13 protein-coding genes, 2 tRNA genes and 2 rRNA genes are annotated in these 15,248 nt (G+C 41.5%); all 17 read left to right on the top strand.

All coding sequences use genetic code 11. The annotated features are described in order from the left end of the window. The first annotated feature begins 201 nt into the window (after nucleotides 1-201). A 23S ribosomal RNA gene (locus HMPREF1152_RS05550) occupies nucleotides 202-3,091 on the top strand. A gap of 121 nt (nucleotides 3,092-3,212) precedes the next feature. Continuing rightward, a 5S ribosomal RNA gene (rrf, locus tag HMPREF1152_RS05545) occupies nucleotides 3,213-3,329 on the top strand. Nucleotides 3,330-3,339: 10 nt separating this feature from the next. Next, nucleotides 3,340-3,414: transfer RNA gene (locus tag HMPREF1152_RS05540), tRNA-Glu, on the top strand. A gap of 20 nt (nucleotides 3,415-3,434) precedes the next feature. After that, a tRNA-Leu gene (locus HMPREF1152_RS05535) sits at nucleotides 3,435-3,517 on the top strand. A 348-nt stretch (nucleotides 3,518-3,865) separates the two neighbouring features. Further along, entirely contained in the window at nucleotides 3,866-4,729 is an 864-nt protein-coding gene (locus HMPREF1152_RS05530; RefSeq protein WP_156918874.1) for a hypothetical protein, read from the top strand. A gap of 8 nt (nucleotides 4,730-4,737) precedes the next feature. Then, nucleotides 4,738-5,976, top strand: coding sequence for a CpaF family protein (locus HMPREF1152_RS05525; RefSeq protein ID WP_009644176.1), 1,239 nt, complete (start codon nucleotides 4,738-4,740; stop codon nucleotides 5,974-5,976). A 116-nt stretch (nucleotides 5,977-6,092) separates the two neighbouring features. Then, entirely contained in the window at nucleotides 6,093-6,923 is an 831-nt protein-coding gene (locus tag HMPREF1152_RS05520; protein WP_009644187.1) for a type II secretion system F family protein, read from the top strand. 51 nt (nucleotides 6,924-6,974) lie between these two features. Beyond that, nucleotides 6,975-7,955 carry a type II secretion system F family protein gene (locus HMPREF1152_RS05515; RefSeq protein ID WP_198004084.1) on the top strand — a complete coding sequence of 327 codons (981 nt, stop codon included), beginning with the start codon at nucleotides 6,975-6,977 and terminating at the stop codon, nucleotides 7,953-7,955. A gap of 171 nt (nucleotides 7,956-8,126) precedes the next feature. Then, a complete protein-coding gene (locus HMPREF1152_RS09315) occupies nucleotides 8,127-8,288 on the top strand; it encodes a Flp1 family type IVb pilin (RefSeq protein WP_009644189.1) in 162 nt (53 codons plus the stop codon). After that, the gene (locus tag HMPREF1152_RS05510; RefSeq protein ID WP_009644173.1) at nucleotides 8,288-8,623 is read left to right on the top strand and encodes a hypothetical protein; all 336 of its coding nucleotides are present in this window, start codon (nucleotides 8,288-8,290) and stop codon (nucleotides 8,621-8,623) included. Before HMPREF1152_RS09315 ends, HMPREF1152_RS05510 begins: the two co-directional genes overlap by 1 nt. Nucleotides 8,624-8,684: 61 nt before the next feature. Further along, on the top strand, nucleotides 8,685-9,917 hold the full coding sequence (locus tag HMPREF1152_RS05505) for a DUF5702 domain-containing protein (protein WP_009644177.1): 1,233 nt from the start codon (nucleotides 8,685-8,687) through the stop codon (nucleotides 9,915-9,917). Nucleotide 9,918: 1 nt separating this feature from the next. After that, on the top strand, nucleotides 9,919-10,668 hold the full coding sequence (locus HMPREF1152_RS05500; protein WP_156918881.1) for a TadE/TadG family type IV pilus assembly protein: 750 nt from the start codon (nucleotides 9,919-9,921) through the stop codon (nucleotides 10,666-10,668). A gap of 189 nt (nucleotides 10,669-10,857) precedes the next feature. After that, a complete protein-coding gene (locus tag HMPREF1152_RS05495) occupies nucleotides 10,858-11,202 on the top strand; it encodes a hypothetical protein (RefSeq protein WP_198004083.1) in 345 nt (114 codons plus the stop codon). 312 nt (nucleotides 11,203-11,514) lie between these two features. Next, on the top strand, nucleotides 11,515-12,066 hold the full coding sequence (locus tag HMPREF1152_RS05490; protein WP_009644178.1) for a DUF3793 family protein: 552 nt from the start codon (nucleotides 11,515-11,517) through the stop codon (nucleotides 12,064-12,066). Nucleotides 12,067-12,077: 11 nt separating this feature from the next. Beyond that, nucleotides 12,078-12,356 (top strand): DUF2325 domain-containing protein, encoded by a 279-nt coding sequence (locus HMPREF1152_RS05485; protein WP_009644188.1) that lies wholly within the window; start codon nucleotides 12,078-12,080, stop codon nucleotides 12,354-12,356. A gap of 273 nt (nucleotides 12,357-12,629) precedes the next feature. Continuing rightward, nucleotides 12,630-12,863 carry a preprotein translocase subunit SecG gene (secG, locus tag HMPREF1152_RS05480; protein ID WP_009644183.1) on the top strand — a complete coding sequence of 78 codons (234 nt, stop codon included), beginning with the start codon at nucleotides 12,630-12,632 and terminating at the stop codon, nucleotides 12,861-12,863. Between the two features lie 147 nt (nucleotides 12,864-13,010). Next, complete coding sequence (locus HMPREF1152_RS05475; RefSeq protein ID WP_009644174.1) at nucleotides 13,011-15,029, top strand: sodium-translocating pyrophosphatase; 2,019 nt, start codon at nucleotides 13,011-13,013, stop codon at nucleotides 15,027-15,029. Nucleotides 15,030-15,248: the final 219 nt, after the last annotated feature.

The raw sequence follows: 15,248 nt of genomic DNA, 5'->3' as shown, positions 1-15,248 counted from the left end.
GAATGAGATTCAAAACTTGTGAAGCGAATTTCTCAGCTAAACTCAGAAGAGGGAAGCGGAGGAAAGAGAAGGACAAGAGGGTAACGATTTCAGGAAGTACTATTTGTTGAGAGAAACCAGAATTCACTGAGAGAAATTACAATAGTGAATAAGACCTAGTTAACGCTAACTAGGCGAGAGAACACTTCGAGAGAAGTGAAATGGTCAAGTACAAAGAGCATCGGGTGGATGCCTTGGCACTGGGAGCCGACGAAGGACGTGATAAGCTGCGATAAGCTGCGGTAAGGAGCACATATCCGATATACCCGCAGATTTCCGAATGGGGGAACCCACATACGGTAATGCGTATGTATCATTAAGTGAATACATAGCTTAATGAGGGGAACGGGGTGAACTGAAACATCTAAGTAGCCCCAGGAAGAGAAAGAAAAATCGATTTTCTGAGTAGCGGCGAGCGAAAGGGAAAGAGGCCAAACCGGATTGTTTACAATTCGGGGTTGTGGACCACCGACATTGACGAGGTTATGCGAGCCGAATAGAGCTGGAAAGCTCAAGCGAAGAAGGTAAAACTCCTGTAGGCGAAGCAGAAGACGCATAGGTGGCACCGGAGTAGGACCGGACACGTGGAACCCGGTCTGAAGCAGGAGGGACCACCCTCCAAGCCTAAATACTACCCAGTGACCGATAGCGAATAGTACCGTGAGGGAAAGGTGAAAAGAACCCCGGGAGGGGAGTGAAATAGAATCTGAAACCTGATGCTTACAAGCATAGGGAGCGCAAGTGACCTAGTACTTTTTGTAGAACGGGCCAACGAGTTATGGTATGTAGCGAGGTTAAGTTTCTGGAGGAACGGAGCCGTAGAGAAATCGAGTCTTAATAGGGCGAGAGTTACATGCTGTAGACCCGAAACCGGGTGACCTATCCATGAGCAGGTTGAAGTAACCGTAAAAGGTTATGGAGGACCGAACCTATATCTGTTGAAAAAGGTTAGGATGACTTGTGGATAGCGGTGAAATTCCAATCGAACTCGGATATAGCTGGTTCTCCTCGAAATAGCTTTAGGGCTAGCCTCAAGGAAGAGATACACGGGGGTAGAGCACTGACTGTTCGCGGGGCCTTCACCGGTTACCAACAACTATCAAACTCCGAATACCGCAGTATCATACTTGGGAGTCAGACTATGAGAGATAAGTTCCATGGTCGAAAGGGAAACAGCCCAGATCAACAGCTAAGGTCCCAAAGAGTAAGTTAAGTGGAAAAGGATGTGGGATTGCACAAACAGCTAGGATGTTGGCTTAGAAGCAGCCATACATTTAAAGAGTGCGTAATAGCTCACTAGTCGAGTGATCCTGCGCCGAAGATAAACGGGGCTGAAACTTACCACCGAAGCTTTGGAATTAGGGAACTAATTGGTAGAGGAGCATTCTATACAGGAAGAAGGAGGCGCGTAAGCAAATCTGGACAGTATAGAAGAGAGAATGTTGGCATGAGTAGCGTAAGGCGGGTGAGAATCCCGTCCGCCGAAAATCTAAGGTTTCCTGAGGAAGGTTCGTCCTCTCAGGGTAAGTCGGGGCCTAAGCCGAGAGCGAAAGCTGTAGGCGATGGATAACAGGTTGATATTCCTGTACCACCGAGGATTGTTTGAATGAAGTGGGGACACAGAAGGATAGATTGAGCACGCCGTTGGTTGAGCGTGTCCAAGCAGTGAGGCTTGAAAGTAGGGAAATCCGCTTTCTGAAAGGTTGAGCTGTGATGGGGTGGTCTAAGACCGGTAGCAATCGATTTCACGCTGTCAAGAAAAGCCGCTAATGAGATCCAAGGTGCCCGTACCGCAAACCGACACAGGTAGATGAGGAGAGAATCCTAAGGTGAGCGAGCGAACTATTGTTAAGGAACTCGGCAAAATAACCCCGTAACTTCGGGAGAAGGGGTGCCCACGTGAGTGGGCCGCAGTGAAGAGGTCCAGGCAACTGTTTACCAAAAACACAGGTCTCTGCTAAAGCGAAAGCTGATGTATAGGGGCTGACGCCTGCCCGGTGCTGGAAGGTTAAGGGGAAGTGTTAGGGCAACCGAAGCACAGAACTTAAGCCCCAGTAAACGGCGGCCGTAACTATAACGGTCCTAAGGTAGCGAAATTCCTTGTCGGGTAAGTTCCGACCCGCACGAAAGGCGTAATGATCTGGACACTGTCTCAACAATAGGCTCGGTGAAATTGAAGTACCGGTAAAGATGCCGGTTACCCGCAGCAGGACGGAAAGACCCCGTGGAGCTTTACTGTAGCTTGATATTGATTTTCGGCATTGCATGTACAGGATAGGTGGGAGACGAAGAATTCAGCACGCCAGTGTTGAAGGAGTCACCGTTGGGATACCACCCTTGTAATGTTGGAAATCTAACCTAGTACCGTGAACCGGTACAGGGACAGTGTCAGGTGGGCAGTTTGACTGGGGCGGTCGCCTCCTAAAGAGTAACGGAGGCGCCCAAAGGTTCCCTCAGCGCGGACGGAAATCGCGCGAAGAGTGCAAAGGCAAAAGGGAGCTTGACTGCGAGACAAACAGGTCGAGCAGGGACGAAAGTCGGGCTTAGTGATCCGGTGGTTCCGAGTGGAAGGGCCATCGCTCAACGGATAAAAGCTACCCCGGGGATAACAGGCTTATACCCCCCAAGAGTTCACATCGACGGGGGTGTTTGGCACCTCGATGTCGGCTCGTCTCATCCTGGGGCTGAAGTAGGTCCCAAGGGTTGGGCTGTTCGCCCATTAAAGAGGTACGCGAGCTGGGTTCAGAACGTCGTGAGACAGTTCGGTCCCTATCCGCTGTGGGCGTTGGAAATTTGAGAGGAGCTATCCTTAGTACGAGAGGACCGGGATGGACATACCTCTGGTGTACCGGTTGTTCTGCCAAGGGCATAGCCGGGTAGCTACGTATGGAAGGGATAAGCGCTGAAAGCATCTAAGTGCGAAGCCCCCCTCAAGATAAGATTTCCTCCGAAAGGTAAGACCCGTGAGAGACTATCACGTTGATAGGTCAGAGGTGTAAGTACGGCAACGTATTTAGCTGACTGATACTAATAGGTCGAGCACTTGACCAAATGGGTTTGAGCACGAGGTGGTTATTCAATTTTGAGGGTACAGCTCTCAAAAGAGTAGAAGATGATAGAGATACATCTTACTGCGAAGAATATGAAGGTAGATTGCGAGAGCGATTTACGAATCCGGTGACAATAGCAGAGAGGTAACACCTGTTCCCATCCCGAACACAGAAGTTAAGCTCTTTAGCGCTGAAGATACTTGGTGGGAAGCTGCCTGGGAAATTAGGACGTCGCCGGTTTTTTTAATAAGGCCCCATGGTCAAGCGGTTAAGACATCGCCCTTTCACGGCGGTAACCCGGGTTCGATTCCCGGTGGGGTCACCATGTTAAAATATCAAATATAAGCGCTTGTGGCGGAACTGGCAGACGCACCAGATTTAGGTTCTGGCGGGCGACCGTGGGGGTTCGAGTCCCTCCAAGCGCACCATTTAAGACTTGCATTGTTGTAAGTCTTTTTTGTATTATTTTCTTTATTATTATTTTCTTGTTCATTAATCGAGCTTGAGAAAGTTAGAATGTGTCGGTAATTTTAATAAAGGATTAACCGCATACTGTGATACAGTGAACCTGCTATATAGTAACTCCCATCATCAAATAAACACTATTCAGATGCGAAGTGTGTGCTGAAGGGGAATTTTATTAATGCTATCATTCATTTGTAAGGAACATTGATTGTTCTGAGCTACTCCATTTGTTGTAACTGTTTCTTAAGAGGTGAATGATGAGAGTTCGTGTGTTGCTGAATGATAAAGATTATCTAACATCTTTCATTGATATGGCAAGTAAGGCTGAGAAGGATATATTTATTGATCTTGGTTTTGATGGGTTAATCAGGAATGGGGAAATGCTTATAACCGATTTTTCGATAGACTCGTTATCTCATCAGTACCCTAATTTAAGTTTAAGCTCGGTATGTATGCTTGTGGAAGGCAAAGCCGGTGAGGATTACTCGGCTGGACCGTTTAGACTTTTTAAGTATCAGAGGTTTGATGATTTAATTTCCAAGCTAAAGGTTTGTTATTATACATTAACCGGTGATTCCGGTATTAAAAGTTCAAATTGCATTAAAATTGGCTTTTGTTTTTCTAATGATGTGTATAAGTCAACTTTAATTGATGAATTAGCAAAACTTTTGGTTTATCGCTGCGGAGTTAATCTGCTGGTTCTTTCTCTCAAATTTATGTCTGATTATTGTCAAAATGCATCTTACAGACATGTAGACGAGAGTCTGCTGAAGAGACTTATTTACTCCATTGATAGGGGCATGGAAATTCCCATCGACTCATTCTTCTACACAGACTCGTTTGGGGTGTATAGATTGGAGTCATCAAGGATTATTAATCCAATTTCTGAAATGCGAGATGACATCTTCGAAAAGCTAATCAGATATGTTACACAGAATTTCTTTGATGTAATTATTTTTGACGTTTCAAGATGTTTTTCTAACAGGAATCTTAACGTCTTGAAACACATGAATCAGATTGTTGTCGTAACTAGCAGCCCTGATTTTAGTAAGGATAATTCTCCCTTCGCTGAAGAACTGGGCTTATCAGATATAACCGCAATTAATCCTGAGGTTGAAGGCAGTGCTTTAGAGATTAGGATGAATGAAATAATTGATGATATTCTTTCGAAATAGGTGAAGCAATGGGAAGAATGAAATTGACAGTATTAAAATATTCAAATTTGGTTGAGGTGGCAACAAATAAGCTTAAAGGTATTTTGTCACACTATGAGCATGAACCTTCAAATAAAGAGCTGCTGACATTGGTCGAAGAAGTGGTTTTCAGTGAAGAATATATTTGTAAGATCGAATATGGTGAACTGCTTGATATTATTGATGCGATATATCTTAGAGTTGCAAGCAAATACAGTATTTTGAAACAGTATTTGGATGATCCGAAAATCAACGAAATTATGGTGAATGGAGCTGATCATATTTTCGTCGAAAAGAACAAGCATGTATTAGAAGTTGATAATGCTTTTTATTCACCTGGTGAGCTGGAAAGCTTAATTAGAATGTTTGCATCAGATGTTCATCGTGAGGTTAACGAGGCAAATCCAATTGTGGATGCAAGACTTGAGAGCGGATATCGTGTGAATGGGGTACTGCAAAATGTTGCGCTTAATGGACCTATTCTTACTATACGGAAGTTTTCAAATGAGGAAATAACATTAGAGGATCTAATCGAAAATGGTACATTGCCTGTGGAGTGTTCAGAACTTTTATCGGCACTTGTAGCTGCAAAATACAATATTTTTATTAGCGGAGGAACCTCTTCCGGTAAGACGACATTCCTCAATGCTCTGTCTTCTGCAATTAATACGGAGGAGCGAGTCATAATAATTGAGGATTCTGCAGAGCTCAAGGTCAGTCAAATTGATAATATTGTTCATATGGAATGCAGGAATGCAAATTCAATAGGTAAAGGACGGGTTAGTATGGAGATGCTAATAAAGACTAGCTTGCGAATGCGCCCTGACCGAATTATTGTTGGGGAGGTTAGAGGACGGGAAGTGATAGATATGATTCAGGCAATGTCAACTGGACACGACGGAAGCATGTCTACAGGTCATGGAAACTCTATAAAGGGTATGTTAAACAGGCTTGAGACCATGTATTTAATGGACACACAAATACCTATTTATTCTATAAAGAGTCAGATTTCAAATGCAATTGATATTTTCGTACATCTCCGCCGAGACAGTGACGGTAAACGGCGATTGGTAGAAATTGCAGAAATGGTTGGCTTCTCGGGGACTGAATATGAACTTAATTATTTGTATTCAACCGGAAGTGATGGAAGGATTGCTAGTACAGGAAATAGGATGATAAACAGAGAAAAATTTAGGCAATGCGGTTTATCGGTTCCTAATGGTATCTAGGTACAGGGATTATTTTGATTGGTTAATAAGTGTTGCCTCATAAAGTTGATTTGATTGAAAGAGGAAAATACTTTAAGGCATATGTTTTAAAAATAGTAAGAAAAGGGACAAAATAAATGAAAATCAACTGTATTAGCAGAAAGAACAAGGGTATTTGTTTGGAAACAGTCTGCCGAGATAAAAAATCCGGTTATTTAGAACAGTCAATCATGTATGACCAATATGTAGCTAGTACCGGGGAAAAGAGGTTAATTGTTGTATCGATTATTGCAACTGGATTCGTATTGTCTATGCTCCTGTACCATAACCTTGCATTTAGCTTTGTCCTGCTTTTATTTTACAAAAAGATATTGGGCATATACTCAAACGTTATGCTTGAAAGGCGAAAACGTGCATTATCAGAACAGTTCAAGGACTTTTTATTTATTCTTTCCACTGCAATTGGAGCCGGCAGAGGAATGAGAGATTCAATAGGAGAATCTATTCCTGGGATAGAGGGAATATATGGTGAGAAGTCAATACTGGGAAATGAACTTAAGAGAATGTATAAGAGAATGGATGCCGGAAATGAGGAGGATGTTGCAGTACTTAAAGAGTTTGCGGAAAGAACGGGATCTGAAGATATTATCGATTTCGCAATAATATATTCTACTTGTAAGACGACGGGAGCAAGTTTGATTGATGCTTTGAATAAAGCGGCGAGTGTGATTATAGATAAGATGACTATAGAAAATGAAATTAGAGCGATGGCAAACAGAAAGAAAAATGAGAGTATGATTTTATTTATTATGCCTTTTCTGGTGATTTTGTTTCTGAATATTTTTTCACCAGATTATATATCTCCTCTGTATGAAAGTTTGGTTGGGAGATTAATCATGACCATCGTTGTAGCAGCCAATGTCTTCATATACTCAGTAATGCAAAAAATTACAAGTGTGGAAATTTAGTCATAGTGCAAATTGCGATTAATTATTAATGTGTGGTGATAAAAGGTGAAGGTGGATTTAAAAGAAGTTTTTGATAAAGATTTGAATAAGCAACTGTTTAAAATATCAGCTGTGGCGTTCATTTTTTTACTTATAATACTTGTTAAACCAAAGTTAGGTGGTAAATATATTGTTGATAAAAGAGGTCATGTAGTCGGAATTGAGCACGTACGTGAGGGAGTTTTTGAAGAATATGACCTGATAGCGGAGGTTCATCGTGGTGACAAGAGCATGAGCCAAAATGTAAAGCTCAAACGACATGCTAACGATAGTCCTAGGCAATCGGGTGGTGATGAATCAAAAGACATCGAGGCTGAAATGAACGCAAGTCTTGGAATTGCAGTAAGTCAAATTGAGGAGAAAACAGAAAAACGAATTGTGCTTCCAACAAAGCTTGATGATGGCAGCATAGTTATCTGGAAAAAGGACAATCGCGCAAACCGTGATTGGATTGCAATACCGCTTATGTATGTTGTGCTAGTTATAGCTGTCATTGCAAACAAGCACGATAAGATGAAACGGAGAGGGCATGAAGAGAGAAACCAAATTCTGAAGGCACTGCCGAGGTTTACAAATCAGTTATTGCTAATGATGAATTCCGGTGTTATTTTAAGTGATGCGTTTCGGAAAATACGCTATGGTTATTCTCTGATGCATAGAGAGTCGCTGGGAGAGCTTGAAAAAAGCATCGTAGAGATGACTGATGTTGCTGAGTTTACGAATCAGAGTATTCCTCTGTTGTTTTCCGAGATGGCACGCAAGTATTCGGTGAAAGAACTGATGAGGATATCGACTGTCTTGAGAGAAAATGAGAAACGAGGCAGTGATATTCAGGAAAAACTCGAGCGCGAGAGTGAATTCCTGTGGGATATAAGGAAGACCATTGCTAGGGAACAAGGCAAGTTGATTGATACGAAGATGACTTATCCGCTTGGGATGTTGCTTGTATTGCTGATTGTCATCACAATGGCGCCGGCACTTATGACCATGTAGCCTTGACATAGAGGGAGGTGTTGAAAATGTAAAGACAAGGTAGTAAATAACCGGTAGTTGTAGTGTGGATAACTGTGTAGGCATGCTCGATGCCTGATGTGTGCAAAGGAGACAGTAAAAAAGGAAAGGAGAGTATGATTTAGCCTATGAGCTAATCATACAAGGAAAGTTATGAAAAATATAAAAAGGCTATTCAAATCAAATGAAGGAATGGAACTTGTTCAAGTTGCTATTTTGATTGCAATCGCAGTTGCTTTAGGAATTATCTTTAAGACTGAAATTACATCATTTGTCAACAAGACTTTCAAGGCACTTAATGCAAGCAAGTTCTGATGAGATACTGGGATAAACGTGGCGAACAGATGGTTGAAGCAAGCATAGTGTTGCCGGTTGTGATTCTTGTGATAATGTTGCTTATCAGATTATGTACATTTTATCTTGAATGCCTGATTACCCAAACTAATATGCATAGAAAAATGCTAGGCAAGTGGGATAATACAAATTCTCCAGTAGTCAGGACAATTAGTGAATCGAGAGATGTTAGATATGCAAATATCGGGCTTGCGGGTGGACTGCTGCGAAAATCTATAGAGGTTACAGGCTTTTCGGTATGCGAAGATAAATTAGTGAGAGCTGGTGGTGTTATTGAGGAAGCTGTTAAGAAATAAGAGCGGATCTACTATTGTGTTGCTGTCATTTGTTTTCCTTGCACTAATATCCATGATAATAATGGCTATTAATATAGCGAGAAGTCGTACAGTAGAAAGCTGGGCAGAAGTAAACGGTAAACTGTGGGGAAAGGCTATTCTTTCGGAATATGATCGTTATCTTTTAGATGATTATGGAATCATGGCTTTTCAGGGAAATGACTGCGATGTTATAAAACGTTTAAGTGTGTATTCTAAATATTCATTTGAAGATAAGCTTCGAATTCGTAGAGATGTTCCGAGCGCAAATCTTGATGAATATCGCATGTCTGACCTCGATAACTTTAGAAAATCGCTGCGAAATGCAATGACAACAGAAGAGGCTAAATCTATAGTAGATGGAAAAAATAGGTCTGTTAGGAAAATTTCGTACTCATTTGGCAATAATAAAACCGAATATGGGAATCGAGCTATCGGAAATCAAGTAGTTATAGATACGTTGCCATCAAGGGGATATAAAAACCATATAAATATCAAAGGCCTGACAGGGCTTCTTAGTGATAGCAATGCAGCGGATAAGGTCAAGCCGGATGTCCTATCCAAGGTTTCAGAGATGTCATTTATCGTTAGCAAGCTGAACAGTCACCTGAAGACGGTAGGAGATAAAGAAACTTTCTTTGCTAATGAGTATGAGTATATTGTAAAAGGTAGCTTAGATGATAATAAGAATTTTGAAGCTTGTAAGAGAGAGATCTTTGCAATTAGAAATGCTCTTAATCTGGCAGCTTTATCAAAAGATCCCGAGAAGATGAAAATAATCACAGCAATTTCTGAATTGATTGCACCGGGGCCAGGTGCAATTGTGGTGCAGGGGGCGATTATGGAAAGCTGGGCTGCGCTAGAGACTCATGAAGATTTGAAGGCTCTGCTGGATAACAAACGAATTCCGCTTATGAAGAAGAAGGGAGATTGGAAAATCTCAGTTGAAGGTGTGTTAAGGGATAGTCATCTCACTGATAAGCTCGGAGACGAAGCTCGTAAGTTGCTAAATGAAAATGCGGAACAGATTCATGATTTATCCAAGCAAGAAGGTTACTCGGAAAAACTTGAAGGTCAGAATTATGAGGACTATTTACTGTTCATGATGTTAACAATCCCTAAGGATCTAAGGACAAGAAGAATAATGGATTTAATTCAGATAAACATGAAGTACAGATATTATGATGACTTTAACTTTGATGAGTATAACTGTGGGGTAAGATTCAACTTAAAGATTAATGGTAAGTCGTATGAGGTTAATGATTCATATAAGTAAGATGTTCAAAGATAATAGGGGAAGTTATATTGTTGAGGCAACACTGATTCTTCCGATATTTATGATTGCAATTATGGTGATGTCATCTATTATTTCAGCATATAGTTGTATTGAGGATGCTAACTATATATCTGCAAATCGTTTAAGGAGGACTGCTGCTGTTGCCTCGGTAATAAAGACTGATGTGATGGTGCCGTATAGTATTCAGAGGGAACTGGACAGAAGCCATTCTCAGGTAGGTGGGTTTGCCGTTAATTCGTTTTTATACAGGAAGCAGCAGCTTGGTATTGATGAAATTATCTCACTTGACGCTGACATTATGATTAACACCAAGAATCCGATTGGTCTGAATGCCAAGGCTAATTATAAATTAAAAACAGTTACACGCGCATACGTTGGCAGGAGACGAGAAGATACACACATGAGTGTTGATGAGCTCTCGGGAAACGACGACAAAGCGGTATATATTTTTCCCAAAAGAGGTGAGAAATATCATAATAAAAGTTGTTCGTTCATGCATTCGAAGGCTGTCTCAACATCCTTGGACGCTTCGATTAAAAGCAAGTATGATCCATGCCCCGTGTGTAAAAGCAGAAGAGCAAAGCTTGGAGCGAAGGTCTATTATTATCCAAGCGACGGAGAATGTTACCATCTTCCGGGATGTCGAGTGATGGAGAGAAATTATATAGAGATTTCCAAGAAGGTTGCTGAGCGGCGTGGTTATACGCCGTGCTCAAAGTGTGGAGGTTGATGTAAAATGGAGAAGGAAATCAGACAAAGTATCACGAATTATAAAATGCCACGGTACATAAGCGAAATATTGTGCAACAATTACGCTACAGCCTTTCTGCGGATGTCAATAATTTGCGAGAAAGATACGTATATATTTTCGTATGATAAGCGCAATATGAAGAGGTTAATCTTTCGAGAACTGTCAGATATGGACAAACTGCAGCTGATTGTCACGTTGATAATGATAAATGAACAGAATTGTCAGATGCTTATTGGAGCAGAACGATATCTTATAGAACCGGAACTGATGTATTCTGCGAACAACAGAACAAAATATGGACAGGTTGGACTGCTGTTTTATCCTGATACGACGATGACGCCCTTTAATGTTAAACTGATCAGGTTAATTGACAAAATTGTACCGCAAAATAAGAAAAAAGCAGTTAATTGTTTTGAGTTAATTAAAGCTGAGCTCTCTAAAAATGATTTATATCGAGCAAGGAGCATTTGTGAAAAGTATATAAGCAGAGCAATGTCAGAAAAGATTGGATAACCGAATAGAAGAGGGGCGATAATTTGTAATTTTTCACTTGACTGTTAATATATTCGTGTGATACTTTATATATAGTTAAAGGCCTCTAATCAAGAGACCTTTTTAAGGAAATGCTAGTTAGAGTTATCTAACTAAGTGGCTGGTTGGTTTCTGGCTGTTAGACTATTGTTTGTGTGACTAAACAATTAAGTATCTGTCTAAATTAGCCAGTCGGTATCTAATCAAAGCCATTAACTATTTTACACAATTTGCAGTATAAAGTCAGATAAGTATATAGTTTATGTTTTACACTACATGTGAGTGGAGAAGAGGATGTTACAGGACAAGATTGTTCAGTATTGTGCGCCTACTTTGGCTAGGTTGAAAATAGGCAGTATGTTTGGTTATAGTTATGATTCTTTCGACACCTTTACCGATGAACTTGCTTGTATCAATGACCTGCTCAACAGGAAAGGGGTAAGAGTAGGTGTTCTTCAAGATAATGGAACAAGAGCCTTGATATATGTGTATCGTCCGAAAGAGCTTAAGCACAGGCTTTCTGAACATCGCATAGAGAGCTTAATGCAAAAGTTTGGATATGAGGGAGCCGACATTAACTGCTCAATAAATAGGCTCAGAAGCAGATTAGGCGTATGCGGCAGTTTCCCTCATGAGATCGGCATATTTCTGGGTTACCCGTTGGAAGATGTGATTGGCTTTATAGAGCACTGTGGTAGCAACTGCAAGGCGTGTGGTCAATGGAAGGTGTACGGAGATGTTGAAAAAGCGATGGGTCTTTTTGCAAAGTACAGACGCTGCGAGCTTCTCTATATGAGATTATTCAGGGAAAACGGTGACATAGAAAAGTTGACTGTTTGTGCTTAACGGAGGTAATTATGAGTATTGTTATAGTAGGTGGAAATGAGTGTATGGAATGCCAGTACAAGGAGATATGTAAGAAGCATGGATGTAAAGCCAAGGTGTTTACCAAGGAACGTGGAAATGTGGGTAAGAAGATCGGCTGTCCGGATTTATTGGTGATGTTTACAAATACAGTTTCGCACAAGATGATGAATACCGCAGTAGCAGAAGCTAAGCGAAAGAACGTAGAAGTTGCATGGGTTCATTCCAGCAGTTCGTCGGCACTTAAGAATCTGCTTGCACAGTATGTTTAAAGCATTTGTGCTAAATTAATATCTGATGAATTACATAAGACCTTGTTTAATCATAAATGAGGTCTTTTAAGTTAAACATTGCACATATATGTATAGGAATGCTTTTAAATACATGAATCATACTGAAGCTTACATACTGAATATTACTAATGTAGAGTCCCCGGAAATCTTGCTAATGCAGAGTCCCCGGAGTCATTGACTTTGTGTGTTTTGCATGTTAAACTGAATTAGTTTAACACAGATTATATCTTGATAATTTACGTGGAGGAGTTTATGCACACAGCATTAATGGTAATTTTGCTTGTGACTAGCGTGATTCTGATTCTCAGCATTTTGCTGCAGTCTAGTAAGAGCGATGGGCTTTCGGGATCAATAGCTGGAGGAGCTGAGCAGCTTTTCGGGAAGAAAAAGAGCAACGGATACGATGCAATTCTGTCTAAAATTACAACAATAGTATCAATTATTTATATCGTTGTTTCATTAGTCATCGTAGCAATTTTCAATTAGTATTTGTAAAAATACACAGTTTATTATAAAATTGTTCATGTTGATATACAGAGGTAAGGGTGATGCACCTCTGTATATCTTTAATATATTTATATTTTATTTTCGAAATATGAAAATGATTATTTTCTAATTTCAAGGAGGTTTATTATGGCGATTAAGTGGATGGTTCCTGTTGCGGCATTGATCGGTCTGCTCGTAGCTTTTGCGCTTGCTTCTTGGGTGGGTAAGGCGCCGGAAGGTACTGACAGAATGAAGGAAATATCCGGTTACATCAGAGAGGGTGCGCTGGCGTTCCTTAAGAGAGAGTACAGAACAATGGCTGTTGTTATCGTTGCTCTATTTGTGCTTGTTGGTCTGGCAATTAACTGGACATCTGCAGTTCTGTACGTATGCGGAGCGTTGTTATCCGTATTGGCAGGCTTTTTCGGAATGAATGTTGCTACAAAGGGTAATGTTAGAACTGCCAATGCGGCAATGGAATCAGGAATGCCAAAGGCACTTAAGATTGCATTCAGAAGTGGTGCGGTTATGGGACTTTGCGTTGCCGGCCTTGGACTTTTCGGTCTAGGTGTTGTAGTTGTTGTACTCGACCTGGCGACAGTCATGCAGTGCATAACAAGTTTCGGACTTGGTGCTTCTTCGATGGCGTTATTTGGACGTGTAGGCGGCGGTATATATACTAAGGCGGCTGATGTTGGCGCTGACCTTGTAGGAAAGGTTGAGGCCGGTATCCCTGAGGATGATCCTAGAAATCCTGCTGTTATCGCTGATAATGTAGGAGATAACGTAGGAGATGTTGCCGGCATGGGTTCCGACCTGTTTGAGTCATATGTCGGATCGATCATCTCCGCTGTAACGCTTGCAGCTGTAGCTGTTAATGCTTCCGGTGTAAGTGGAACCTTTACAGAGGAAACTGCTGCTATTTTCCCACTGTTAATCACTGCTGTAGGTATTATTGCATCTGTAATCGGTGTGCTTTGTGTAAGAGGTAACGCTAATGTGAACCCTGCCAAGTCGCTAAACGTTGGAACATATGTGAGCAGTGCAATCGTAATTGTATGCGCTTTGGTTCTAAGTAGTAAGCTTCTTGGGTCTCTCACATATGCGTATGCTATTATCGCGGGTCTTCTAGTAGGAGTCATCATAGGTGCAATTACCGAGATATATACTTCAGATTCTTATAAGTTCGTTAAGAAGATTGCTGAACAGTCACAGACCGGTGCAGCTACAACAATCATCAGTGGTCTCGGTGTAGGAATGAGCTCAACATTTTGGCCAATCCTATTTATCTGCGTTGGTATCATCGTTGCTTACAACTTTGCTGGTCTATATGGAATTGCGCTTGCTGCTGTAGGTATGCTTTCTACAACAGGCATGACAGTAGCCGTTGACGCTTATGGTCCGGTATCTGATAACGCCGGTGGTATAGCTGAGATGTCTGAGCTTCCTGAGGGAGTAAGAGATATTACCGATACACTTGACTCTGTTGGTAACACAACAGCGGCTATCGGAAAGGGATTTGCTATCGGATCAGCTGCTCTTACGTCACTAGCTCTTTTCGCAGCATTCGCTGTATCAGCTAAGCTTAGTCAGATCAGCTTACTCAATCCGCTAGTAATCGTTGGTTTATTTATCGGAGCTATGCTTCCATTCCTCTTCTCGGCTATGACTATGAACTCAGTAGGTAAGGCTGCTAACGAGATGATTGAAGAGGTTAGGCGTCAGTTCCGTGAGAACAAGGGCATTATGGAGGGAACATCTAAGCCAGACTATGCAAGATGTGTACATATCTCCACGGGCGCTGCTCTTCACGAGATGATCGCTCCCGGACTACTCGCAATCGTTGCTCCACTGCTGATCGGTCTGCTGCTTGGTACAGAGGCTCTTGGTGGAATGCTTGCCGGATCGCTTGCATCGGGTGTTCTGCTGGCTATTATGATGGCTAATGCAGGTGGTGCCTGGGATAACGCTAAGAAGTACGTTGAAAGTGGAGCTTACGGCGGCAAGGGAAGCGAGACTCATAAGGCGGCAGTCGTTGGTGATACGGTGGGTGATCCGTTCAAGGATACCTCCGGTCCATCGATCAACATCCTCATCAAACTGATGACAATTGTTTCGCTTGTATTTGCTCCTGTATTCGTACAGTTCGGTGGAATTTTATTCTAGAATTAAGTAAGTTAGAGGCAGATTTATAAATTCAAAGGCATGCGATATTGCATGTCTTTTTTCAATTCTAAAATCAACACCGAGTTTTATGGTGTTCCGACTCGTCGTAAATATGAGGTGTGTGAGAGGGATTTTATTGGAAATACTGAAATTTACACGGATTCGAAGAAGCTCAATTGTTGAATATAACAACAAAAAATGATAAACTATTTGGGTATA

This window comes from Mogibacterium sp. CM50, from assembly GCF_000293155.1.
GTDB classification, from domain to species: domain Bacteria; phylum Bacillota; class Clostridia; order Peptostreptococcales; family Anaerovoracaceae; genus Mogibacterium; species Mogibacterium timidum.
The sequence above is the reverse complement of the archived record's forward strand: the minus strand, read 5'-3'. Positions and strand labels throughout refer to the sequence as shown.